General features: G+C 71.6%; 18 protein-coding genes. 13 read left to right on the top strand and 5 right to left on the bottom strand.

All coding sequences use genetic code 11. From position 1 onward, the window contains the following. The first annotated feature begins 57 nt into the window (after positions 1 to 57). From EAO75_RS13475 to EAO75_RS13455, 5 genes are all read left to right on the top strand, one after another. Positions 58 to 1,341, top strand: coding sequence for an ABC transporter substrate-binding protein (locus tag EAO75_RS13475; protein ID WP_147995299.1), 1,284 nt, complete (start codon positions 58 to 60; stop codon positions 1,339 to 1,341). Next, entirely contained in the window at positions 1,338 to 2,276 is a 939-nt protein-coding gene (locus EAO75_RS13470; RefSeq protein ID WP_147995298.1) for a carbohydrate ABC transporter permease, read from the top strand. Before EAO75_RS13475 ends, EAO75_RS13470 begins: the two co-directional genes overlap by 4 nt. After that, complete coding sequence (locus EAO75_RS13465; RefSeq protein WP_147995297.1) at positions 2,273 to 3,136, top strand: carbohydrate ABC transporter permease; 864 nt, start codon at positions 2,273 to 2,275, stop codon at positions 3,134 to 3,136. Before EAO75_RS13470 ends, EAO75_RS13465 begins: the two co-directional genes overlap by 4 nt. Positions 3,137 to 3,141: 5 nt before the next feature. Then, entirely contained in the window at positions 3,142 to 3,780 is a 639-nt protein-coding gene (locus EAO75_RS13460) for a hypothetical protein (RefSeq protein ID WP_147995296.1), read from the top strand. A gap of 129 nt (positions 3,781 to 3,909) precedes the next feature. After that, on the top strand, positions 3,910 to 4,362 hold the full coding sequence (locus EAO75_RS13455) for a phospholipase (protein WP_147995295.1): 453 nt from the start codon (positions 3,910 to 3,912) through the stop codon (positions 4,360 to 4,362). Positions 4,363 to 4,420: 58 nt separating this feature from the next. Here EAO75_RS13455 and EAO75_RS13450 read toward each other — a convergent pair whose 3' ends face one another. Together EAO75_RS13450 and EAO75_RS13445 are read right to left on the bottom strand one after the other, a co-directional pair. Further along, entirely contained in the window at positions 4,421 to 6,676 is a 2,256-nt protein-coding gene (locus EAO75_RS13450; protein WP_147995294.1) for a heavy metal translocating P-type ATPase, read from the bottom strand. A 65-nt stretch (positions 6,677 to 6,741) separates the two neighbouring features. Further along, positions 6,742 to 6,957 (bottom strand): heavy-metal-associated domain-containing protein, encoded by a 216-nt coding sequence (locus EAO75_RS13445; protein ID WP_147995293.1) that lies wholly within the window; start codon positions 6,955 to 6,957, stop codon positions 6,742 to 6,744. Between the two features lie 189 nt (positions 6,958 to 7,146). Here EAO75_RS13445 and EAO75_RS13440 point away from each other — a divergent pair, with 189 nt between their 5' ends. Continuing rightward, on the top strand, positions 7,147 to 8,109 hold the full coding sequence (locus EAO75_RS13440) for a hypothetical protein (protein WP_147995292.1): 963 nt from the start codon (positions 7,147 to 7,149) through the stop codon (positions 8,107 to 8,109). A gap of 5 nt (positions 8,110 to 8,114) precedes the next feature. Here EAO75_RS13440 and EAO75_RS13435 read toward each other — a convergent pair whose 3' ends face one another. The 3 genes from EAO75_RS13435 to EAO75_RS13425 are packed head-to-tail and all read right to left on the bottom strand — an operon-like array spanning position 8,115 to position 11,846. Further along, entirely contained in the window at positions 8,115 to 9,176 is a 1,062-nt protein-coding gene (locus tag EAO75_RS13435; protein ID WP_187284419.1) for a FecCD family ABC transporter permease, read from the bottom strand. Beyond that, positions 9,173 to 10,228 (bottom strand): FecCD family ABC transporter permease, encoded by a 1,056-nt coding sequence (locus EAO75_RS13430; RefSeq protein WP_147995291.1) that lies wholly within the window; start codon positions 10,226 to 10,228, stop codon positions 9,173 to 9,175. The genes EAO75_RS13435 and EAO75_RS13430 overlap by 4 nt, the downstream gene beginning before the upstream one ends. Further along, positions 10,218 to 11,846 carry a (2,3-dihydroxybenzoyl)adenylate synthase gene (locus tag EAO75_RS13425; RefSeq protein ID WP_147995290.1) on the bottom strand — a complete coding sequence of 543 codons (1,629 nt, stop codon included), beginning with the start codon at positions 11,844 to 11,846 and terminating at the stop codon, positions 10,218 to 10,220. Before EAO75_RS13425 ends, EAO75_RS13430 begins: the two co-directional genes overlap by 11 nt. Before the next feature lie 147 nt (positions 11,847 to 11,993). Between EAO75_RS13425 and EAO75_RS13420 the strand changes: the two genes are divergently transcribed. From EAO75_RS13420 to EAO75_RS13390, 7 genes are all read left to right on the top strand, one after another. Continuing rightward, positions 11,994 to 13,319: a salicylate synthase gene (locus tag EAO75_RS13420; protein ID WP_147995289.1), complete on the top strand. Its 1,326-nt coding sequence runs from the start codon at positions 11,994 to 11,996 to the stop codon at positions 13,317 to 13,319. Beyond that, on the top strand, positions 13,316 to 14,611 hold the full coding sequence (gene entS / locus EAO75_RS13415) for an enterobactin transporter EntS (protein ID WP_147995288.1): 1,296 nt from the start codon (positions 13,316 to 13,318) through the stop codon (positions 14,609 to 14,611). The genes EAO75_RS13420 and entS overlap by 4 nt, the downstream gene beginning before the upstream one ends. A 31-nt stretch (positions 14,612 to 14,642) precedes the next feature. Continuing rightward, the gene (locus EAO75_RS13410) at positions 14,643 to 15,530 is read left to right on the top strand and encodes an alpha/beta fold hydrolase (protein WP_261989265.1); all 888 of its coding nucleotides are present in this window, start codon (positions 14,643 to 14,645) and stop codon (positions 15,528 to 15,530) included. Next, positions 15,509 to 15,964, top strand: coding sequence for an aspartate 1-decarboxylase (gene panD / locus EAO75_RS13405; RefSeq protein WP_410092263.1), 456 nt, complete (start codon positions 15,509 to 15,511; stop codon positions 15,962 to 15,964). Before EAO75_RS13410 ends, panD begins: the two co-directional genes overlap by 22 nt. A 3-nt stretch (positions 15,965 to 15,967) precedes the next feature. Then, positions 15,968 to 16,186, top strand: a complete 219-nt coding sequence (locus tag EAO75_RS13400; protein ID WP_147995287.1) for an MbtH family protein — start codon at positions 15,968 to 15,970, stop codon at positions 16,184 to 16,186. Then, complete coding sequence (locus tag EAO75_RS13395; protein ID WP_147995286.1) at positions 16,186 to 19,365, top strand: non-ribosomal peptide synthetase; 3,180 nt, start codon at positions 16,186 to 16,188, stop codon at positions 19,363 to 19,365. Before EAO75_RS13400 ends, EAO75_RS13395 begins: the two co-directional genes overlap by 1 nt. Then, a partial coding sequence (locus tag EAO75_RS13390) for a condensation domain-containing protein (protein ID WP_261989264.1) occupies positions 19,362 to 21,131 on the top strand: 1,770 nt, incomplete at its 3' end. The genes EAO75_RS13395 and EAO75_RS13390, both read left to right, overlap by 4 nt.

Raw genomic sequence — 21,131 nt, 5'->3', positions numbered from 1 at the left:
CAGGGGGGCCGGAGGGGGGCCGACGGAAAGACCGAGGAGAGGAGAGGTGACCTCGGCATGCCCGGACACAGGACAAAGAGGTTCTGCGCTTCGGCCGCCGCACTCGCGCTCTGCGCGATGCCGGCGGGCTGCTCAGGATCCGGAGAGTCGGTCGGCGGCGGCAAGGTCGTGCTGCGCTACACGTGGTGGGGCAACCCCGACCGCGCGGAGCGCACCGAGCAGGCCCTCGCCCAGTTCGAGAAACAGCACCCGGACATCCAGGTGCAGACGTCGTTCTCGGCGTACGACGCCTACAAGCAGAAGCTCGCCACCCAGGCCGCGGGCGGCGACGCCCCCGACGTGATGCAGCTCGACTACCGCCAGATCGACCAGTACGCCTCCGGCGGCGTCCTGCTCGACCTCGGCGAGCAGCAGGCCGTACTGCGCACCGACGAGATCGACGCCGGACTGCTCGCCACCGGCCGACTGGACGGCACGCAGTACGCGATCCCGCAAGGACGCGGCACCGAGACCGTCGCGTACGACGTCAAGGCGTGGAAAGCGTCCGGAGTGCCGCTCCCGGACAGCAGCTGGACCTGGAGCCAGTGGGCCGACACCATGCGCGCGCTGGCCGAGAAGACCGGCAAGCCCGGCGCCACCGACCCCGGCCAGAGCGAGGACTGCTTCGAGGTCTGGCTGCGCGGCCAGGGCAAGTCCCTCTACACGAAGGACGGCGGGCTCGGCTTCACCGCCGACGACCTGACGCGCTGGTGGACCTTCACCGACGAACTCAGGCGCGAGGGCGTCGTCTCGCCCGCCGAGCAGACCACCCAGCTCGACGGCTCCGTCGAGAACACCCCGCTCGGGCGCGGCGAGGCCACGGCCGACGCCAACTGGGACGCACCGGCGAGCGGTTACCTCGCTCTCATACCCAGCGGTGTCGCGCTCGCGCCGATGCCGTCCGGCGAGGACGGCACCCCCGGTCAGTACTTCAAGCCGTCCATGTTCCTCGGCGTCGGCGCCAACACGAGCCACGCCAAGGAGGCGGCGCAGCTCGTCGACTTCCTCATCAACGACGAGCAGGCGGCGAAGGTCCTCGGCGCCACTCGCGGCATCCCCGTCAACGACTTGGTCCGTAAGGAGATCGAGCCGCAGCTCAAGGACTTCGACAAGACGATCGCCGGCTACCAGACCTCCCTGGAGGGCACGCTCAACGCCCCGCCGCAGGCCCCGCCCTCGGGCGACAACGCCCTCCAGACCACCTTCCAGCGCGACTACGACCAGGTGTCGTACGCGCGCATGTCGCCCCGCGAGGCGGCCGAGAACTACGTCACCGAGGCGAAGGCGGAGCTGAGGTCATGACCACCACCACGATCCCCCCACGCGCACAGCGCGCCACCGCCACCGCCGCCAAGCGCCGGCCCAAGCGCGAACGCCAGGGCCCCGCCTGGGTGTTCCTGTCCCCGTGGGTGCTCGGCGCGGCCGTGCTGACCCTGCTGCCGATGGCCGTGTCGCTGTACCTGTCCTTCACCGACTACGACCTGTTCAACCCGCCGCGCTGGGTGGGGCTGCGCAACTACGTCCAGATGTTCACGGAGGACCCGCGCTACTGGCGTTCGGTGCTGACGACTCTGACGTACGTCGTCATCGCCGTGCCCCTGCAACTCGCGCTCGCCCTCGTCGTCGCGCTGGCGCTGAAGTCCATGAAGCGCGGCAAGGGTTTCTACCGGTCGGCGTTCTACGCCCCCTCCCTGCTCGGCGCGTCGATGTCCATCGCGCTCGTCTGGCGGGCGATCTTCAACGACGGCGGCACCGTGGACAACCTGTTCGGCACCGGCGGCTGGGTCAACAAGCCCGGCTGGGCTCTGCTCGCCGTGGCGCTGCTGACGGTGTGGCAGTTCGGGGCGCCGATGGTCATCTTCCTCGCCGGTCTCCAGCAGATCCCGAGCGAGCTGTACGAGGCGGCGGCCGTGGACGGGGCCGGGAAATGGCGGCAGTTCCTGTCCGTCACCGTGCCCATGCTGTCTCCGGTCCTGTTCTTCAACCTCGTGCTGCAGACCATCCAGGCCTTCCAGGTCTTCACGCCCGCCTTCGCGATCGGCGCCGGCAAGGGCGGACCCGCCGACTCGACCCTCGTCTACACCCTCTACCTCTACGACCGCGGCTTCGTCGCCTCCCACATGGGCTACGCCTCCGCCATGGCCTGGGTGCTGCTGATCGTGATCGGCGCCGTCACGGCGGTGCTGTTCCGTACCTCGCGCTCCTGGGTCTTCTACACCTCCGAGGGGGACCGATGACCTCATCAACTGCCCTTTTCCATAAGCCAGTTCGGTGGAGCCGGGTCGCCCTGCACCTCGGCTGTCTGGCCGCCCTGCTCGTGATGCTCTATCCGCTGGCCTGGCTGCTGGCCACCTCGCTCAAGCCGGCCGACGAGGTCATCGCGAGCCTGAACCTGCTGCCCGGTCACCTGGAGTGGTCGAACTACTCCACGGCCCTGGACGGCGTGAACGACGTGTCGATCTGGCGGCTGCTGTCCAACTCGCTGCTGATCGCGGGCGGCGCGGTCCTCGGCAATGTCATCAGCTGCTCGCTCGCCGCCTACGCCTTCGCGCGGCTGCGCTTCCGCTTGCGCGGGCCGCTGTTCGCGTTCATGATCGCCACGATCATGCTGCCGCACCACGCGGTGCTGATCCCGCAGTACATCATCTTCAACCAGCTCGGCCTGGTGAACACCTACTGGCCGCTGATCCTGCCGAAGTTCCTGGCGACGGAAGCCTTCTTCGTGTTCCTCATCGTGCAGTTCATGCGCGGTCTGCCCCGCGAACTGGAGGAGGCGGCCCGGATCGACGGCTGCGGCCCGTTCCGCAGCTTCTTCCTGGTGGTGCTGCCGCTGACCCGCCCGGCGCTGATCACCACGGCGATCTTTACCTTCATCTGGACGTGGAACGACTTCTTCACCCAGCTCATCTATCTCTTCGACCCGGACAAGTTCACGCTCACGCTCGCCCTGCGGTCGTTCGTGGACGCCTCCAGCATCTCGGCGTTCGGCCCGATGTTCGCGCTGTCCGTGATCGCGCTGCTGCCGATCGTGCTCTTCTTCCTCGCCTTCCAGCGCTTCCTGGTGGAGGGCATGGCCAGCTCCGGACTGAAGGGGTGAGCGGGATGCCGGCACGCGAGGCGGGCGAGGTGTTCGGCCCGCGGATGACTCTGTTCGCCGATGTGCTCAGCGTCGGCCTGGCCACGGCCGTGGCCTGTCTGCCCGTGCTGACCGCCCCGGCCGCCATGTCGACGGCGTGTGCGGTGCTGCGGGGCGCGCGGGAGGACCAACCGGCCACCGCCGGGCGGTACTTCGCGTTGCTACGGCGACGGCTGCGGACCGGCGACCTGGCGGCGGGCGCCCTCGCGCTGACGGGTGTCCTGCTGCTGGTCGCCGATCTGGCGCTGGCCCGGGCGGGGCTGCCGGGCGGGGCGGCCTTCGCGGTGATCGCCGCCGGAATCGGGGCGGGTGGCGTGGTGGCCGGCCTGCGGGCCTGCGCCCGCCCCGAGTCGCTCACCGACTGGCGGACCGCGCTGCGGGAGGCCGCCGGGGACTGTGTGCGGGACGCGGGCGGCAGCGGCCTGGTGCTGCTCGCGGTGGCGACCGCCGCCGTGTGCGGCTGGATGCTGGTGCCGCTTGCCTTCCTCGCCCCGGGGCCGCTTGCGCTGGCGCTGACTGCCGTGGACCTGCGGAGGGAGGATGCGGTCGGGGGCCCGCCGGGTCAGCGCGAGGCCGGTCGCGCCGACGTCGAATTCATCCCCTGATCTCCTCGCATGTCCAAGAGTTAATGGGCAATTGAGTCGCATGCGGTGTGAAAGAGCCGTTCAGGTGTCAATCATCTTGTCATGAACCTGCGGCCCGACGGGCGGGTCGCAGCCTCATGGAGGTGTGGAATGCACCGCACACTCGCCACCGGTTTTGCCGCCTCAGCCCTCTCCCTCGCAGCCGTCTTCGCCACCGCCTCGGCCGCCGGCGCCGCTCCCGCCGACAAGCCCCAGGTTCTGTCCGGCTGGACCCAGACCAGCGCGTCCAGCTACAACGCCTGGGTCGCCGCCCGCAACAACCAGTCCGCCTGGTCCGCGTACGGGTTCGACTGGTCGACGGACTACTGCTCCTCCTCGCCCGACAACCCCTTCGGCTTCCCCTTCGCCACGTCCTGCGCCCGCCACGACTTCGGTTACCGCAACTACAAGGCGATCGGCGCCTTCGACGCGAACAAGTCGCGTGTGGACAGCGCCTTCTACGAGGACCTCAAGCGCGTGTGCGCGAACTACAGCGGTGCGTCGAAGACCGCCTGCAACAGCACGGCCTGGACCTACTACCAGGCCGTGAAGGCCTTCGGCTGACGAACGAAACAAAGAGGGCGCCGCTGGTGCGGCGCCCTCTTGTCTTCGCGAGGAGTCGTCAGTCCGCTGCCCGGAACGAGCGCAGCCGCAGGGAGTTGCCGACCACGAACACCGAGGAGAAGGCCATGGCCGCCCCGGCGATCATCGGGTTGAGCAGGCCGGCAGCGGCGAGCGGCAGCGCCGCCACGTTGTAGGCGAAGGCCCAGAACAGGTTCGAGCGTATGGTGCCGAGCGTCCTGCGGGCGAGCCGGATCGCGTCCGCCGCGACGCGCAGGTCGCCCCGCACCAGAGTGAGGTCGCCGGCCTCGATGGCGGCGTCCGTGCCGGTGCCCATCGCCAGCCCCAGGTCGGCCTGGGCGAGGGCGGCCGCGTCGTTGACGCCGTCACCGACCATCGCGACCGAACGGCCCTCGTCCTGAAGGCGCTTGACGACATCGGCCTTGTCCTGCGGCAGCACCTCGGCAATCACCTGCTCGGGGGCGATGCCGACTTCGTGGGCGACGGCCCGCGCGACGGCCCGGTTGTCACCGGTCAGCAGGATCGGGGTGAGGCCGAGGGCGCGCAGTCGCCGGATCGCCTCCGGGCTGGTCTCCTTCACCGCGTCGGCGACCTCCAGCACGGCACGCGCCGCACCGTCCCAGGCGACCGCGATGGCGCTGCGACCGGCCGCCTCGGCTTCGGACTTGGCCTGCCGCAGGTCATCCGGCAGCTCCATGGCCCAGTCCGCGAGCAGCCGTTCCCGTCCCACGAGCACGGCGTGCCCCTCGACGATGCCCTGCACCCCGAGACCGGGCACGTTCGCGAAGTCCTCGGGCGTGGGCAGTGAACCCAGCTTCTCCAGTGCTCCGTCGGCCACTGCGCGGGCGATCGGGTGCTCGGAGGCGTGCTCCAACGCGCCCGCGAGGCGCAGGACTTCGGCCTCGTCGGTGTTGTCGGAGGTGTGGACGGCCAGGAGGGTCATCCGGCCGGTGGTCACGGTGCCGGTCTTGTCCAGGACGATCGTGTCGACCTTGCGCGTGGACTCCAGCACTTCCGGGCCCTTGATCAGGATCCCGAGCTGCGCGCCCCGCCCGGTGCCCACCATCAGCGCGGTAGGCGTGGCCAGCCCCAGCGCGCACGGGCAGGCGATGATCAGTACGGCGACCGCGGCGGTGAAGGATGCGGCCGCTCCGGCGCCGTTGCCGAGCCAGAAGCCGAGGGTGCCGAGCGCCAGGGCGATCACGATCGGCACGAACACGGCGGAGATCCGGTCCGCGAGCCGCTGCGCCGACGCCTTGCCGTTCTGCGCGTCCTCCACCAGCCGTGCCATCCGGGCGAGTTGGGTGTCGGCGCCCACCCGGGTGGCCTCGACCACGAGACGGCCGCCCGCGTTGATCGTCGCGCCGGTGACCGGGTCGCCCTGAGCGACCTCGACCGGGACGGACTCGCCGGTCAGCATCGAGGCGTCCACCGCGGACGAGCCCTCGACGACGGTGCCGTCGGCGGCGATCTTCTCGCCGGGACGGACGAGGAAACGGTCGCCGACCGTCAACTCCGAGACGGGGACCGTCCGTTCGCCGCCTCCCGCGTCCAGGACGGTGACGTCCTTGGCGCCGAGCTCCAGCAGCGCCTTGAGCGCCGCGCCGGCCTTGCGCTTGCTGCGGGCCTCGAAGTAGCGCCCGGCCAGGATGAAGGCGGTGACACCGGCGGCCGCCTCCAGATAGATGTTCCCGGAGCCGTCACCGCGGGAGATGGTCAGCTCGAAGGGGTGCGTCATGCCCGGCTCGCCCGCCGTGCCGAGGAACAGCGCCCACAGGGACCACAGGAACGCGGCCGACGTGCCGACCGAGATCAGCGTGTCCATGGTGGCCGCGCCGTGCCGCAGATTGGTGAACGCCGCCTTGTGGAAGGGCCACGCGGCATACGTCACGACGGGCGCCGCCAGCGTGAGCGACAGCCACTGCCAGTACTCGAACTGCAGGGCCGGGATCATGGCCATCGCGACGACCGGCACCGAGAGCGTCACTGCGGTGATCAACCGCTCCCGGAGCGAGTGCAGTTCGTCGTGCCCGTCGCCGCTCCCGGCCTCGTCGCGAACGGGCGGCGCGGGCTCCTGCGCGGTGTATCCGGTCGCCTCGACGGTGGCGATCAGGTCCTGCACGCGGACGTCACCGCCGTAGCTGACCTTGGCCTTCTCGGTGGCGTAGTTGACCGTGGCCGTCACGCCGTCCATGCGGTTGAGCTTCTTCTCGACGCGCGCCGCGCACGAGGCGCAGGTCATGCCGCCGATGGCGAGCTCTACCTCGGTCGTGGGATCGGACGCGGTGGTGGTCATCGCTGCTCCTCGTGCGGGGTGCGGAGGGAGCCCGGTGCGGCCGGGCCCCGCGGTCGGGGTGCGGGTCAGGCCGTGCGGCCGGTCAGCTCGTAGCCGGCGTCGTCGACCACCTCGCCCAGCAGGGCGTCGTCGGGCTCGGTGGTGCTGGTGACGGTGACCTGCCCGGCCGCGAGATCGACGTCGACCCCGGTGACGCCGTCCAGCTCGCCGATGACCTTGGTGAGCGTGGCCTTGCAGTGGGCGCAGCTCATACCGGAGACGGCGTAGGTGGTGGTGGACATGGGTTCCTCCTGGGATGCGCGGTCTCGGTCGACCTCTATACGGGGTGGGGGTATCCTTGCCGGTGTCCATGTATACCCCTAGGGGGTAGGCAACGCAAGCGTCGATGCGGGTTGACTTGGTACCCCCCAGGGGTATGGTGAGGTGCATCGAAGGACCGTATCCAAGGATCAGACCCGCAGGAGACCGCCATGCATGCCGGACTGAGGATCACAGCGTTCGCCGCCGCACTGGCCGCGACCTTCGGCACCGCCTACGGCGTGGGCAAAGGTGTCGACCCCGTCGTGGAGGACCCCGCTCCCGCCCGCCACGAGAGCCACGGCGAGGCGTCGCCGGATCCGGCGGGAGGCGGGGACCATGGCGGGCACGAGACGGCGCCGGCCGGCGGGCTCCAGATCTCCGAGGGCGGGTACACGCTCGACCTGAGGACCACGACCGTCACCGCCGGGAAGCGATCCGACCTGAGCTTCGCCATCCGCGACAGCGCGGGCCGCGCGGTCACCGCCTACCAGCGCGAACACGAGAAGGAACTGCACCTCATCGTGGCCTCACGCGACCTGGCCACCTACCGCCATGTGCACCCCACCCGCGCCGCCGACGGCACCTGGAGCATCCCCGTCGAGCTGCCCCGCGCGGGCGGATACCGCGTCTTCGCCGACTTCACCCCGGCGAAGAAGGGTGCCGAGAACCTCACCCTCGGCGCGGACCTCGCCGCCTCGGGCACCTACGAGCCGCGGCAACTGCCCGCCCCGAAGGCCACCGCGAAGGTCAACGGCTACGAGGTCCGTCTGGACGGCGCCCTGCGCCCGGGCAAGGAGACCGAGCTGCGGCTGAAGGTCTCCCGGGGCGGCAGCCCGGTGACCGACCTCCAGCCCTACCTCGGCGCCTACGGCCACCTGGTCGCCCTGCGCTCCGGCGACCTCGCCTACCTCCACGTCCACCCGGGCGGCGAACCCGGCGACGGCAGGACGAAGCCCGGCCCGGAGATCTCGTTCACGGCCACGGCACCGAGCAGCGGCACCTACCGGCTGTTCCTCGACTTCAAGCACCAGGGGCAGGTGCACACCGCGGAGTTCACGGTCCGGGCGGGCACGGCAGCGGCCGGCTCACCGGCCCCCGCGCACGAGGACGGGGCCGAGGAGCACGGGCACTGAGGCGCTCAGATCCGCCCGGCCCGCCGCTGCCTGCGCAGCAGCAACCCCAGATACACCCCGCCGACCACCGCGGTGACCACGCCGACCGGCAGCTGGGCCGTCTCGTGGATGCGCCCGGAGGCGAAGTCCGCGCTCACCACGAGCAGGGCGCCGGTGCAGGTGGCGGCCAGGAGACCCGGGCCGGGGGTCCGGGTGAGGCGGCGGGCCAGCTGCGGGGCGATGAGAGCGACGAACGGGATCGGGCCGGCGGCCGCGGTCGCCACCGCGCAGGCCGCCGTGGCGAGCACCAGCAACTGCAGCCGCGTCCGCTGGACCGGGACGCCGAGCCCGCCCGCCACGTCGTCGCCCATCTCCAGGATCCTCAGCCGGCTCGCGGCGAGCCCCACCAGGGGCAGCACGACCAGCAGGCCGAGAGCGGCCGGGCGTACGTCCGCCCAGCTCCGGCCGTTCAGACTGCCGTTGAGCCACACCATGGCCTGCGCGGCCTGGGTGAAGCGGGCCTTGGCGAGGAGATAGGCGTTCACGCCCTGCAGCAGCGCGCTCACCCCGATGCCGACCAGCACCAGCCGATAGCCGTGGACGCCCTGCCGCCACGCCAGCAGATACACGAGGACGGCCGTCGCGAGGCCGCCGCCCACCGCCCCGAGGGCGATCTGCCCGCCGGTCCCGCCGACGAGCAGGACGACCAGCAGACCCCCGGTGGCCGAGCCGTAGGTGAAGCCGACGATGTCGGGGCTGCCCAGCGGATTGCGGGTCAGACTCTGGAAGAGGGCACCGCTCAGCCCGAGCGCCGCGCCGACCAGGATGCCGGTCAGCAGACGGGGCAGCCTGAGGTCGTTGACGACGAAGTCGGTGCGCGGGCTGCCGTTGCCGAGCAGCGTGCGGACCACGTCCGCCGGGGAGATCGTGTACTCGCCGGTGCCGAGCGCGAGGACGCCGACCGCGGCGGTGGCGGCCAGCACCAGCACGCAGACCGTCACCGCGCGCACGTCCACCCGTAGCGAGAGACCGTGCGAGCGGCTGCGTACGACATGGGTACGGGCGCGTGGCGGGGCCTGCGTCGTCATGCCGACACCGCCTTTCGGTAGCGGACCAGCGCGATGAACACCGGGGCGCCGACCACCGCGGTGACCACCCCCGCGTCCAGTTCGTCCGGGCGTACGGCGACCCGGCCGAGGACGTCCGCGAACAGCAGCAGGGCCGGCGCCAGCAGCATCGACATCGGCAGCGTCCAGCGCTGGTCGGCMCCGGCGATCAGGCGGGCGATGTGCGGCACCGCGAGACCGACGAAGACCAGCGGTCCCACGGCCGAGGTCGCGGCCCCGCACAGCAGTGTCACGGCCACCAGGCCGACAAAGCGCGTCCGGTCCACATGGGCGCCCAGCGCCCGCGCGCCGTCGTCACCCAGCGCGAGCGCGTTGAGCGGCCGGACCAGCGCCAACGCCGTCACCAGGCCCACCACCACGAACGGCGTGATCGTCGTCAGCGTCTCGCTGTCGGCCCGCGCGAGCGAGCCCACGCTCCAGAACCGCAGCTGGTCCAGGGCCTGCGCGTCGAGCAGCATCAGCGTCTGGCCGATACCGGTGAACACCGCGGCGATCACCGCACCGCCGAGCGCGAGCCGCTCCGGAGTGGCGCCGCCGCGCCCTCCCGAGGCGAGCGAGTACACCAGCAGCCCCGCCACCACCGCCCCCGCCATGGCGAACCACACCGACGCCCACAGGCTCGTGATGCCGAGCGCGGTGATGGACAGCACGACTCCGGTGGCGGCGCCCGCGTTGATGCCGAGCAGCCCCGGATCGGCCAGCGGGTTGCGGGTGAGCGCCTGGATCAGCGCACCCGCGACGCCGAGCGCCGCACCGGCCGCGATGCCCGCGAGGGTGCGCGGCACGCGGACGTCCCAGATCACCGACGCCGCGGTCGATCCGTCGTCATGGAGCAGCGCGTCGAACACGACGGACGGCGACAGCGCGCGCGAGCCGACCGCGAGGCTCAGCACGGCCGCGACGACCAGCAGGACCAGGGCAGCGAACACGGCCAGTGTGCGGGTCGAGTTGCGGCGCCTGCGCGGTTGCTTGTCCGTCCGTACAACAGGGGCCGTTTTGGCCTCAGTCGCCACCGATGCCCTCCGCGCGCAGGCGTTCGGCGATCAGCCGGCCGAGCGCCTTCTTGTCGATCTTGCCCACCGAGGTCCGGGGGAAGACCTCGATGGTCTCCACCCGGTCGGGGAGCTTATAGGCGGCGACCCCTCGTTCGGTGAGAAACACCGCCAACTCCCTTTGTCCCGGGGCCTGTCCGCGCGGGACGAGGTAGGCGCAGGTGCGCTCGCCCATCGTCGCGTCGGGCATGCCGACCACGGCCGCGTCGTGCACGCCGGGGTGGGCGAGGATGTGGTTCTCCAGCTCCTCGGCGGAGATCTTGTCGCCGCCGCGGTTGATCTGGTCCTTGGCCCGGCCCTCGACCACCAGATGACCCGAGGGCAGGATCCGCACCAGGTCGCCGGTGCGGTAGTAGCCGTCGGTGGTGAAGGCGCGGGAGTTGTGCTCGGCGGCGCGGTAGTAGCCGCGCAGGGTGTAGGGGCCGCGGGTGAGCAACTCGCCGCGCTCGCCGGGCGGTACGTCACGGTCGTCCTCGTCGACCACGCGGACCTCGTCGGCGGGGGACAGCGGGCGGCCCTGGGTGCCGATCACCAGCTCGGGCGGATCGTCGAGCCGGGTGTAGTTGAGCAGTCCCTCGGCCATGCCGAACACCTGCTGGAGTGTGCAGTCGAGGGCCGGTCCGACCCGGGCGGCGGGCTCGGCGCCCAGCTTGGAGCCGCCGACCTGGAGCAGGGCGAGGGAGGACACGTCGGCCTCCTCCCACTCCACCGCGTCCATCCAGAGCAGCGCGATCGGCGGGACCACGGCGGTGGCGGTGACCCTCTCCCGCTCGATCAGCTCGAAGGCGTCCTCGGGGCTCGGCGTGGGAGCGAGCACGACGGTGCCGCCCGCCATCAGCGTGCCCAGCAGTCCGGGGCAGGCCAGCGCGAAGTTGTGCGCGGTCGGCAGCACCACCAGGTAGACGGTGTCGCGGTCGAAACCGCAGACCTCGGCGCTCGCGCGGACGTTGTAGGTGTAGTCGTCGTGGGTGCGCGGGATCAGCTTCGGCTTGCCGGTCGTGCCGCCCGACAGCAGCAGTACGGCGACATCGGCCGGGTCGGGCTCGGGCAGTGCGGCCGGTTCGGCGTCGACGTCGGCGAGCGCGGTGAACTCCGCGGCGTCGCCCGCCACCAGCACGTGCTCTACGCCGGGCACGGCCTTGCGCAGTGATCGGGCGAGCGTGCGGTGGTCGAAGCCGTCGTGCAGGTCGGGGATCGCGTACGCCGTGGCGCCGGACACCTCGGCGACATGCACGATCTCGCTCTCGCGATGCGCGGGCAGGGTGAGCACCGGTATCGCGCCCGCCCTCAGCAGGGCGAAGAAGAGCACCACGAACGCGTCCGTGTTGGGCAGTTGGACGACCACGCGGTCGCCGTCCCCGATGCCGAGCCGCATCAGTCCGGCCGCCAAGCGGTCGGCGCGCAGTTCCAGTTCGGCGTACGTCCAGCGGTTTCCGTCGGCGTCCACGAGCGCGGTCCGCCGCGGTGTGCGTTCGGCGCTCTCGCTCAGCAGCCGGTCGAGCGGCCGCCCCTCCCAGTAGCCCTGCGCGCGGTACTTCTCGGCCAACGGGTCCGGCCAGGTCACCCAACCGTCGAGCATGCTCAACTCCCGCCTGCTGTTTAGGAAAGGCTTGCCTAATGAGTCGGCGGGGTCAAGCCTGGCGTGTGATCTGGACGGCACCGCGCCGCGGAGGCTAGGGTCGTTGTGAATTAGGTTAGGTTAACCTAACTCCAGGGAGGTAGGTCCTTGCTGCGTTATCGGAGCGCGGAGACGGAACTGCCGGGAGACCCCGTCCAGTTGGCGGCGAAACTGGCGGAGTCGGGCTTGTTCGACCAGTACGTGATCTACGAACAGAACGGCGACGTCTGGTTCGCCGGCGGGGCGCTCGGCGAGATCCTGGTCGGCCGCTCGGAGATCCGCCGCCGATGGTTCGACGAGGAGACGGTGGCCCCGATCGGGTCGCATCCCCTGCGTCAGGTCCGCGAGGAACTCGACCGGATGGCGGTCGAAGGCTGGAACGCCTACGGCTGGATGGCCTTCGAGTTCTCCCACCTCCACGCCGGCCGCCCCGACCGGGCCGGCGACGACGACGTGCTCCATCTGGTCGTCCCGCACACCGAAGTGAGGCTCGGTCACAAAAGTGCGCTCGTGCGCAGCGCCGACGAGGAGACACTGACGGCGTTGCTCCGGTTGTTCGACCGCGCCGCCGMGCGCCCCGCCGCCGTACCCCGGCCCATCGACGTGTCCGACACCGAGGGCCGTTACCCCGATCTGGTGGCCCGGGCCATCGAGGAGATACGGACCACCGACCTCCAGAAGGTCATCCTCTCCCGGTCCGTGGACGTGCCCTTCCCGGTCGACCTCGTCGCCACCTACGTCCACGGCCGCTCGCACAACACCCCGGCCCGCTCCTTCCTGTTGAGCCTCGGCGGACGCCGGATCGCCGGATTCAGCCCCGAGACCGTCGCCGAGGTCAGCGCCGACGGCGAGGTCGTGACCATGCCGCTCGCCGGCACCCGTGCCCGCGGCCTGGGCGAGCAGGAGGACGAGCGGCTGCGCGTCGAACTCCTCGCCGACCCCAAGGAGATCTCCGAACACGTGCTGTCGGTCAAACTGGCCGAGGAGGAGATGGCCACCGTCTGCCGGCCGGGCACGGTCTCGGTGCGGGACCTGCTCAGCGTCCGCCGGCGCGGCAGTGTGCAGCACCTCGGCTCCAGCGTGCACGGCCTGCTGGCCGAGTCCGCCACCGCCTGGGACGTCCTGCGCGCGGTGTTCCCCGCGGTGACCGCCTCCGGCATCCCCAAGACCGCGGCCTACGACTGCATCGCCCGTCTCGAGAAGGAACCGCGCGGCGTCTACAGCGGTGCGGTGCTCCGGGCCGGCAGCGACGGCTCCCTCGACGCGGCGCTCGTGCTGCGCAGCATCTTCGAGGAGGACGGGCGCACCTGGCTGCGGGCCGGCGCCGGCATACTCGCCGGCTCGACGCCGGCCCGGGAACTGGAGGAGACCTGCGAGAAACTGCGCAGCGTCGCTCCCTATGTTGTCCCGGCACAGGGTCAGGGGCGCGCGTGAAGCTGGGTGAAGTCGTCGTGGACGTAACGCCGTTGCGCTCCAGCGCAGACTTCAGGCTGGTGTTCGCCACCCAGGCGATCTCCATGGTGGGCACCCACCTCACCTCGGTGGCCGCGAGCCTGCAGATCTACACGCTGACCGGATCGTCGGTCCAAGTCGGCCTGATGAGCCTGGTGTTGGGCCTGGCGCTGCTGGTCGGTCTGGTCACCGGCGGGCTGATCGCCGACCGGGCCGACCGGCGCCGGGTCATGCTGGTCACCCGGGCCGTGACCGCGGTGGTGATCGCCGGGCTCGCGGTGAACGCGGCGCTGCCCGACCCGCAGGTGTGGTTCGTCTTCGTGGCGGCCGTACTGGCGGGCTTCACCGCCGGGTTGGGTGGCCCGGCTCTCATGGCCGCCACCCCCGCCCTGGTGACCCCCGGCCAGCTGGCCGCCGCCGGCGCGCTGACCACGCTCACCGCCCAACTGGGCGGCATGATCGGCCCGTCCCTCGCGGGCGTGATCGCGGCCGGGCCCGGCATCGCCTGGTGCTTCGGGATCGACGCGGCCATATACGTCGTGGGACTCGCCCTGCTCGCACCGCTGCCGAAGCTTCCCCCCGAGGGGTCGGCCGAGGCCCAGCATCCGCTGAAGGCGATGGGGGAGGGGCTGCGCTTCCTGCGCGGCAACCAGGTCGTCGCCGGGCTGCTGCTGATCGACGTGTGCGCGGTGGTCTTCGCGATGCCGTACGCGCTGTTCCCCGAACTCGGCACCGAGCACTTCGGCGGCGGCCCGTCCACCGTCGGGCTGCTCTACACCGCCCCCGCCGTCGGCTCCTTCTTCGGCGCGCTGACCAGTGGCTGGACCGGCCGGGTGCACCACACCGGGCGGGCCCTGATCGGCGCGGTGGCGGTGTGGGGTGTGGCGATCACCTGCTTCGGCCTCAGTACCGACCTGTGGTTCGCGCTGTTCTTCCTGGGCCTGGCCGGCCTCGGCGACACCGCGTCGGAGATCCTGCGCCGGGCCCTGCTCCAGCACTACACGCCGGACCGGCTCCAGGGCCGGGTCGGCAGCCTGTGGCTCGCGCAGGCCACCGCCGGGCCGTCCGTCGGCAACGTCGAGGCGGGCCTGGTCGCCAGGGCGCTCGGCTCGACGAGCGGCGCCGTGGTGCTCGGTGGCGTGATCTGTCTGGCGGGTGTGGGCGCGCTGGCCCTGGCCATGCCGGGGCTGCGAAAGGCCACGCTCAGCCGGCCTCCGGACGCCGAAGGGGACGACCGGGCGGCGCCCGCGAAGGCGTCCCCGGCGGCCGACTGACCGAGCCTCAAGGACGACAGGGCGGAGAACCATGCCGAGCGCGCGGATCAACGGGATCCGGCTCCACTACGAGGACGTCGGCGACGGCGAGCCGGTGGTTCTGGTGATGGGCCAGGGCGCCGGGGGCCGGGCCTGGCATCTCCATCAGGTGCCGGCGCTGGTCGAGGCCGGACACCGGGTCGTCACCTTCGACAACCGGGGCATCCCGCCCACGGACGAGTGCCCGGAGGGCTTCACCGTCGACGACCTGGTGGCCGACACGGCGGGCCTGGCCGAGCACCTCGGTCTCGCGCCCTGCCGTTTCGTCGGCGTCTCGATGGGGGCGTACGTCGTCCAGGAGCTGATGCTGGCCCGGCCCGGACTCGTGCGGCAGGGCGTGCTGCTGGCCACCCAGGGCCGTACGGACGTCCTGCGTGCGGCGATGGCCCGGGCCGAACGCGCCCTGTACGACAGCGGATCGGAGCTGCCGACCGCCTACGGCGCCTGGATCCGCGCGCTGGAGAACCTGTCACCGGCCACCCTGGACGACGAGGGGCAGATTCGGGACTGGCTGGAGCTCTTCGAGTTCTCACCGCAGGTCAAGGGGCCCGGAGTGCGCGCCCAGTTGGACCTGGAGGTCCCCGAGGGCCGACTGGCGGCCTACCGGGCGATCGACGTGCCCTGCCTGGTCGTCGGCTTCGCGGACGACGTCGTCCTGCCGCCGCACCTCGGGCGCGAGGTCGCCGACGCCATCCCCGGCGCCGTGCACCAGGAGATCAAGGGCTGCGGCCACTACGGCTATCTGGAGCGACCGGACGAAGTGAACCGGCTGCTCCTGGAGTTCTTCCACGACCGTCCTTCCCCACCCGGCCTTGTTGAATTAGGTGAGCCTCACCTAAGTAGTCTCCTCAGGGGGTCATGGTGCACCGCACCTTGCTGAACGGCAAGATCCACCGAGCCACCGTCACCCAGGCAGATCTGCACTACGTGGGATCCCTGACGATCGATCAGGACCTCATGGAGGCCGCCGACATCGTCGAGGGCGAAGCGGTCCAGGTCGTCGACATCGACAACGGCGCCCGACTGACCACCTACGCCATCACCGGCGAAGGCGGCAGCGGCGTCATCGGGATCAACGGCGCCGCCGCCCATCTCGTCCACCCCGGTCACCTGGTGATCATCATGTCCTTCGCCGCGCTCGACGAGTCCGAGCGTGCCACCCATCGGCCCCGGGTCGTCCACGTCGACAAGGCCAACCGGATCGTCGCGCTCGGCGCCGACCCCGCCGAACCGGTGCCCGGCGCGGACGACCAGTTCTCCGGCACCTTCACCGACCGTGCGCCACGTCCGTCCCGCGAGCAGGAGAGGAACTGAGCCATGGCCAACCCCTTCGACGACGACAGCGGCGTCTTCCGCGTCCTGGTCAACGACGAGGGCCAGCACTCCCTGTGGCCGGACTTCGCGCCCGTACCCGACGGATGGACGACCGTGCACGGGCCCGCCGACCGGGCCGCCTGTCTGGACTACGTCGAGCGGCACTGGACGGACATGCGCCCGCGCAGCCTGGCCGAGGCCATGCGCCGGGCCGAGGGCTGATGGCCGGCCGCCCGGCCGTGGAGGACGTCCTCCCCCTGTCGCCCATGCAGGAGGGGATGGTCTTCCACGCCCTGTACGACGAGCAGGGTCACGACGTCTACACCGGCCAGATGACCCTGCGCCTCGAAGGACCGGTGGACGAGCTGCTCATGAGCGCGGCGGTGGCGAAGCTGCTCGCCCGCCACGCCAACCTGCGGGCCGCGTTCCGCACCCGGCGCTCCGGACGCCCGGTCCAGGTGATCGCCAGCGCGGTGCGGACTCCCTGGCAGGTCACGGACCTGTCCTGGCTGCCGCAGAAGGAACGCGAACCGGCCTTCGAACGGCTACTGGCCGAGGACCGGGACGAACGGTTCGACCTGGCCCGGCCACCGCTGGTGCGCTTCCGCCTGGTCACCTTCGACGCGCTGAGCCACCGCCTGGTGATCTCCTCCCACCACCTGCTCTGGGACGGCTGGTCCGCCCCCGTCCTCGTACGGGAGCTGTTCCAGCTGTACGCCCCGGGCGGCGACCTCGACACCCTGCCCCGCGTCCGCCCCTACCGCGACTACCTCGCCTGGCTGGCCCGACAGGACCGTGCCGCGGCCGAGCGGTCATGGCAGGCTGCCCTGACGGGACTTGACGAACCGTCACTCATCGCACCCGAGGCCCGGGATCTCCCGGCCGAGGACCCCGCCCGGCTGGCGTGGGAACTCTCCGAGCAGGACACCGCGGCGCTCACCGCCACCGCCCGAGCCCACGGTCTGACGGTCAGCACCGTGCTCCAGGGCCTGTGGGCCGTCCTCCTGTGCCGGCTGACCGGCCGCACGGACGTCGTCCTCGGCGCCACCGTCTCCGGTCGCGACGCCGACGTCCCCGGCATCGAGTCCATGGTCGGCCTGTTCATCAACACCCTGCCGGTACGCGTACGGCTTCGCCCCGGCGAGCSGCTCGCCGACCTGCTCACCCGGCTCCAGTCCGAGCAGTCCGCGCTCCTCGACCACCGCCACCTCGGCCTCGCCGACATCCAGCGCGCCGCCGGGCACACCGTCCTCTTCGACACGCTGCTGGTCTTCGAGAGCTATCCCATCGACCACGAGGGCATCACCCGAGCGCTCGGCACCGACGGCCTGCGCATGACCGGAGTCTCGGTCCACGACGCCACCCACTACCCGCTGACACTCACCGCTCTGCCGGGCCCCCGAATGACCTTGACACTCGGCCACCGGCCCGCAGTGGTGGACGGTCCGGCCGCGACCCGTGTCGCATCCCAACTCGACGCCCTGTTAAGGGAGTTCATCGAGCGCCCCGCAACCCCCGTGGCACGGCTCCGCCCTCCTCCGGAGCCCGAGCCCCACCCACCGAACGACCAACCGCTCCCGCATCCCACGGTCCGCGAACTGTTCGAGGACCAGGCGGACCGCACCCCCGACGCGCCCGCCGTCCTCCACGGCGACGACACCCCCCTCACCTTCGCCGAACTCGACGCCCGGGCCGACCGGTTGGCAGCGGCTCTCCTCGCGCGCGGCGCCGGGCCGGAGTCCGTGGTCGGCGTGGCCGTGCCCCGCAGCCCAGCCCTGGTCACCGCACTCCTCGCGGTACTGAAGGCCGGAGCCGCCTGTATGCCGATCGACCCGGGCTACCCACCCGACCGCATCGCGCTGATGCTCGACGACGCCCGACCCCGGCTGGTCATCTGCGACGCGCCGACGGCCCAACAACTCGGCATCGAGCGAGAGTCGGTGTGCCCCCCGGACGCGGAGGCCACCGTACGCCGACGACCGCCGCTGTCGCCCGAGAACCCCGCCTACCTCATCTTCACCTCGGGCTCCACCGGCCGCCCCAAGGGCGTGATCGGAACCCAGCGGGCCCTTGCCAACAGGCTCGCCTGGGGCAGGGAGCTGGGGGCCGACTCCGTCGGCGTCCGCGTCTCCAAGAGCCCCCTGAGCTTCATCGACGGCCTGACAGAACTGCTGGGCGCCCTCGTCGCGGGCGAGGCCGTCGCACTCGCCGACGACGCGGCCACCGGCGACCCGACGGCCCTCGCCGCCCTGGCCGACCGCCACCGGGCCACCCTCCTCACAGCGGTCCCCAGCCTCTACACCACCCTCGTCGAATCCGCCCCGCCCGGCGCCTTCTCCACCGTCCGCACCTGGATCTCCAGCGGCGAAACGCTCCCCGGCGAACTGGCCGAGTCCATCACCCGGCGCTGGCCGGACGCGCGGCTTGTCAACCTCTACGGCTGCTCCGAGGCGGCCGGCGACAGCCTGATCCACGTCCACGAGCGCGGCGAGGGCGCGGTGCCACTCGGCCGACCCATCGCCCACACCTGCGTCCACGTCCTCGACCCGTTCCTGCGACCGTCGCCCGTCGGCGCCGTCGGCGAGCTGTACCTCTCCGGAGCGGGCCTGGCCCGCGGCTACCTCAACGAACCCGGCCGCACCGCGGAACGCTTCGTCGCCGACCCCTTCGGCGCACCGGGCAGCCGCCTCTACCGCACCGGCGACCTGGCACGGCTGCGGCCCGACGGCACCGTGGAGTTCCTCGGCCGGGCCGACGACCAAGTGAAGATCAGGGGCTTCAGGGTCGAACCCGGTGAGATCGAGGCGGCGATCCGCGCACTGCCGGATGTCGGCAGGGCCGCGGTCGTGGCCAGGGAGGACGGATCGGCGCCACGACGCCTGGTGGCCTACGTCGTGGCGGCCTCCGGCGCCCTCCTCGAACCCCTCGCCCTGCGCCGCGCCCTCGCCGAGCGGCTCCCCGGTCATCTCGTCCCGTCCGCACTGGTGGTACTGGACGACCTGCCCCTCACCCCCAGCGGCAAGCTCGACCGACGCGCCCTGCCCGCCCCCGACTTCACGGAGACGTCCGCCTTCGAACCGCCGCGCACCGAACCGGAGAAGGTGCTGTGCGGGCTGTTCGCCGAGGTGCTCGGGCTGGAACGGGTGGGCGTCCACGACGACTTCTTCGAACGCGGCGGCGACAGCATCGTCTCGGTCCGACTGGCCGACCGCGCCCGCAGAGCGGGACTCGCGCTGTCCCCCCGGGACGTCTTCACCCACCGCACCCCGGCCGGGCTCGCCCGATCCCTGCCCGACGACACCGAAGCCGCGCCCTCGGCGTTCACTCCGACCGGCGCACCACTGGTGTCCCTCAGCCAGTCGCAGCTCGACAACGTCAAGGCGAGGTGGAGGACTCGATGAGCAAGGCACCCGGGGACGACGGCTCCCTGGTCGAGGACGTGCTGCCGCTCTCCCCGCTTCAGCAGGGCCTGCTGTTCCACGCCCTGTTCGACGAGGGCGCCCAGGACGTCTACACCATGCAGTCCCTGGTGGAGATCGAGGGCCCCCTGCGCCCCGCCCTGCTGCGCACGGCCGCCGAGGAACTCTTCGCCCGGCACGCCAACCTGCGCAGTGCCTTCCTGCACGAGGACCTCGACGAACCGGTGCAGGTGGTGCTCAAGCAGGTGCCGGTGAACTGGGCCGAGGGGGAGGGCGAGGCGGCCCGGCTGATCGCCGAGGACGCCGTCGCCCGCTTCGACCTCACCGACCCCCCACTGCTGCGCCTGACCCTCGTGCGCCGTGCCGCCGACCGCTGGCTGCTGATCCTCACCAACCACCACCTCCTGCTGGACGGTTGGTCCATCCCTCTCCTCGTCCGCGAACTCCTCCAGCTCTACGCCGCCCACCTCGCCCCCGGCGCCACGGCCCCGCTGCCCGCCGTACGGCCTTACCGGGACTTCCTCGCCTGGCTCGCCTCCCGCGACCGGGAGGCCTCCGCCGACGCATGGCGCGAGGCGCTGGTGGGGGCGGCACCGACGGTCCTGGCACCGAGGTCCGCCGGGCTGGTCCCGGTGCCGCCCGAGCTGCACACACTGCGGCTGACCGAGGAACTGACCGGCCGAGTACAGGAGTTCGCGAGGAGCCGGGGCGTCACGGTCAACACGGTCGTGCAAGGTCTGTGGGCGCTGTTGCTGGCGCGGCTGACCGGCCGGGACGACGTGGTCTTCGGGGCGACCGTGGCGGGACGGCCCGCCGAACTCCCCGGTGTGGAGTCCATGATCGGCCTGTTCATCAACACGGTGCCGGTCCGGGTGACCGTGCCGCCGGGGGAGTCGGCAGGTGTCTTCCTGCGCCGACTCCAGGACGAGCAGGCCCGGCTGATGGACCATCAGCACCTGGGCCTGACGGAGATCCAGCGCCTCGCCGGCGCGGGCGACCTCTTCGACACCCTGCTCGTCTTCGAGAACTACCCGATCGACGAGGCGGCGGTGGCCGAGGCCGAGGCGTCCGCAGGACTGCGGATCGTCGAGGTCAAGGGTTCGGGAGCCACCCACTATCCACTGACGCTGGCCGTGCTCGCCGAGCAACGACTGGGCGTCGTCTTCGAGTTCCGCCCCGACTGCTACGAGCGCCCCGCGGTGGTGGAGCTGGCCGGGCGCTTCGAGCGCCTGGTACTGGCCGTACTGGCAGACCCGGACACCCCCTTGGCCGCGTTGGACGTCCTCGCCCCGCAGGAGCGGACCGCGCTGCTGGCCGGCGGGGTGGGGGAGCGGCTGCCGGTGCGGTACCGCACGATGCCGGAGGCGTTCGAAGCACAGGTGGCGCGTACCCCGGATGCGGTGGCGGTGGTCGGAGACGGGCAGAGCCTGACGTTCCGGCAGTTGAACACGGCGGCCAACCAACTGGCCCGGCACCTGGTCGAGTTGGGCGCCGGCCCGGAGCGGCTCGTGGCGTTCGCCCTGCCTCCTACCGCGGACACCATCACGGCTCTGCTGGCGATCCAGAAGGCGGGCGCGGCCTATCTGCCCCTGGATCCGGCATGGCCGCAGGAGCGGATCGCGGGGATGTTGGCGGATGCGAGCCCGGTGGCCCTGATCAGTACGACCGCTGAGACGCCCCTCAAGGGGCGCGGGGCGTTCCCACCCACCCCGTGCGTACTCCTCGACGCCCCCGACACCCGTCAACGC

Origin of the sequence: Streptomyces sp. UW30, assembly GCF_008042075.1 — a bacterium.
GTDB lineage: Bacteria > Actinomycetota > Actinomycetes > Streptomycetales > Streptomycetaceae > Streptomyces.
Note: the sequence above shows the minus strand (reverse complement) of the source record. Positions and strands in the feature narration are given on the sequence as shown.

Coding starts and splice junctions, on each gene's coding strand:
- EAO75_RS13425 (WP_147995290.1), bottom strand. CDS start 11,846: ATGCTCGACGGTTGGGTGACCTGGCCGGACCCGTTGGCCGAGAAGTAC.
- panD (WP_410092263.1), top strand. CDS start 15,509: ATGGTGCACCGCACCTTGCTGAACGGCAAGATCCACCGAGCCACCGTC.
- EAO75_RS13460 (WP_147995296.1), top strand. CDS start 3,142: ATGCCGGCACGCGAGGCGGGCGAGGTGTTCGGCCCGCGGATGACTCTG.
- EAO75_RS13410 (WP_261989265.1), top strand. CDS start 14,643: ATGCCGAGCGCGCGGATCAACGGGATCCGGCTCCACTACGAGGACGTC.
- EAO75_RS13450 (WP_147995294.1), bottom strand. CDS start 6,676: ATGACCACCACCGCGTCCGATCCCACGACCGAGGTAGAGCTCGCCATC.
- EAO75_RS13440 (WP_147995292.1), top strand. CDS start 7,147: ATGCATGCCGGACTGAGGATCACAGCGTTCGCCGCCGCACTGGCCGCG.
- EAO75_RS13400 (WP_147995287.1), top strand. CDS start 15,968: ATGGCCAACCCCTTCGACGACGACAGCGGCGTCTTCCGCGTCCTGGTC.
- EAO75_RS13445 (WP_147995293.1), bottom strand. CDS start 6,957: ATGTCCACCACCACCTACGCCGTCTCCGGTATGAGCTGCGCCCACTGC.
- EAO75_RS13475 (WP_147995299.1), top strand. CDS start 58: ATGCCCGGACACAGGACAAAGAGGTTCTGCGCTTCGGCCGCCGCACTC.
- EAO75_RS13455 (WP_147995295.1), top strand. CDS start 3,910: ATGCACCGCACACTCGCCACCGGTTTTGCCGCCTCAGCCCTCTCCCTC.
- EAO75_RS13435 (WP_187284419.1), bottom strand. CDS start 9,176: ATGACGACGCAGGCCCCGCCACGCGCCCGTACCCATGTCGTACGCAGC.
- EAO75_RS13465 (WP_147995297.1), top strand. CDS start 2,273: ATGACCTCATCAACTGCCCTTTTCCATAAGCCAGTTCGGTGGAGCCGG.
- EAO75_RS13470 (WP_147995298.1), top strand. CDS start 1,338: ATGACCACCACCACGATCCCCCCACGCGCACAGCGCGCCACCGCCACC.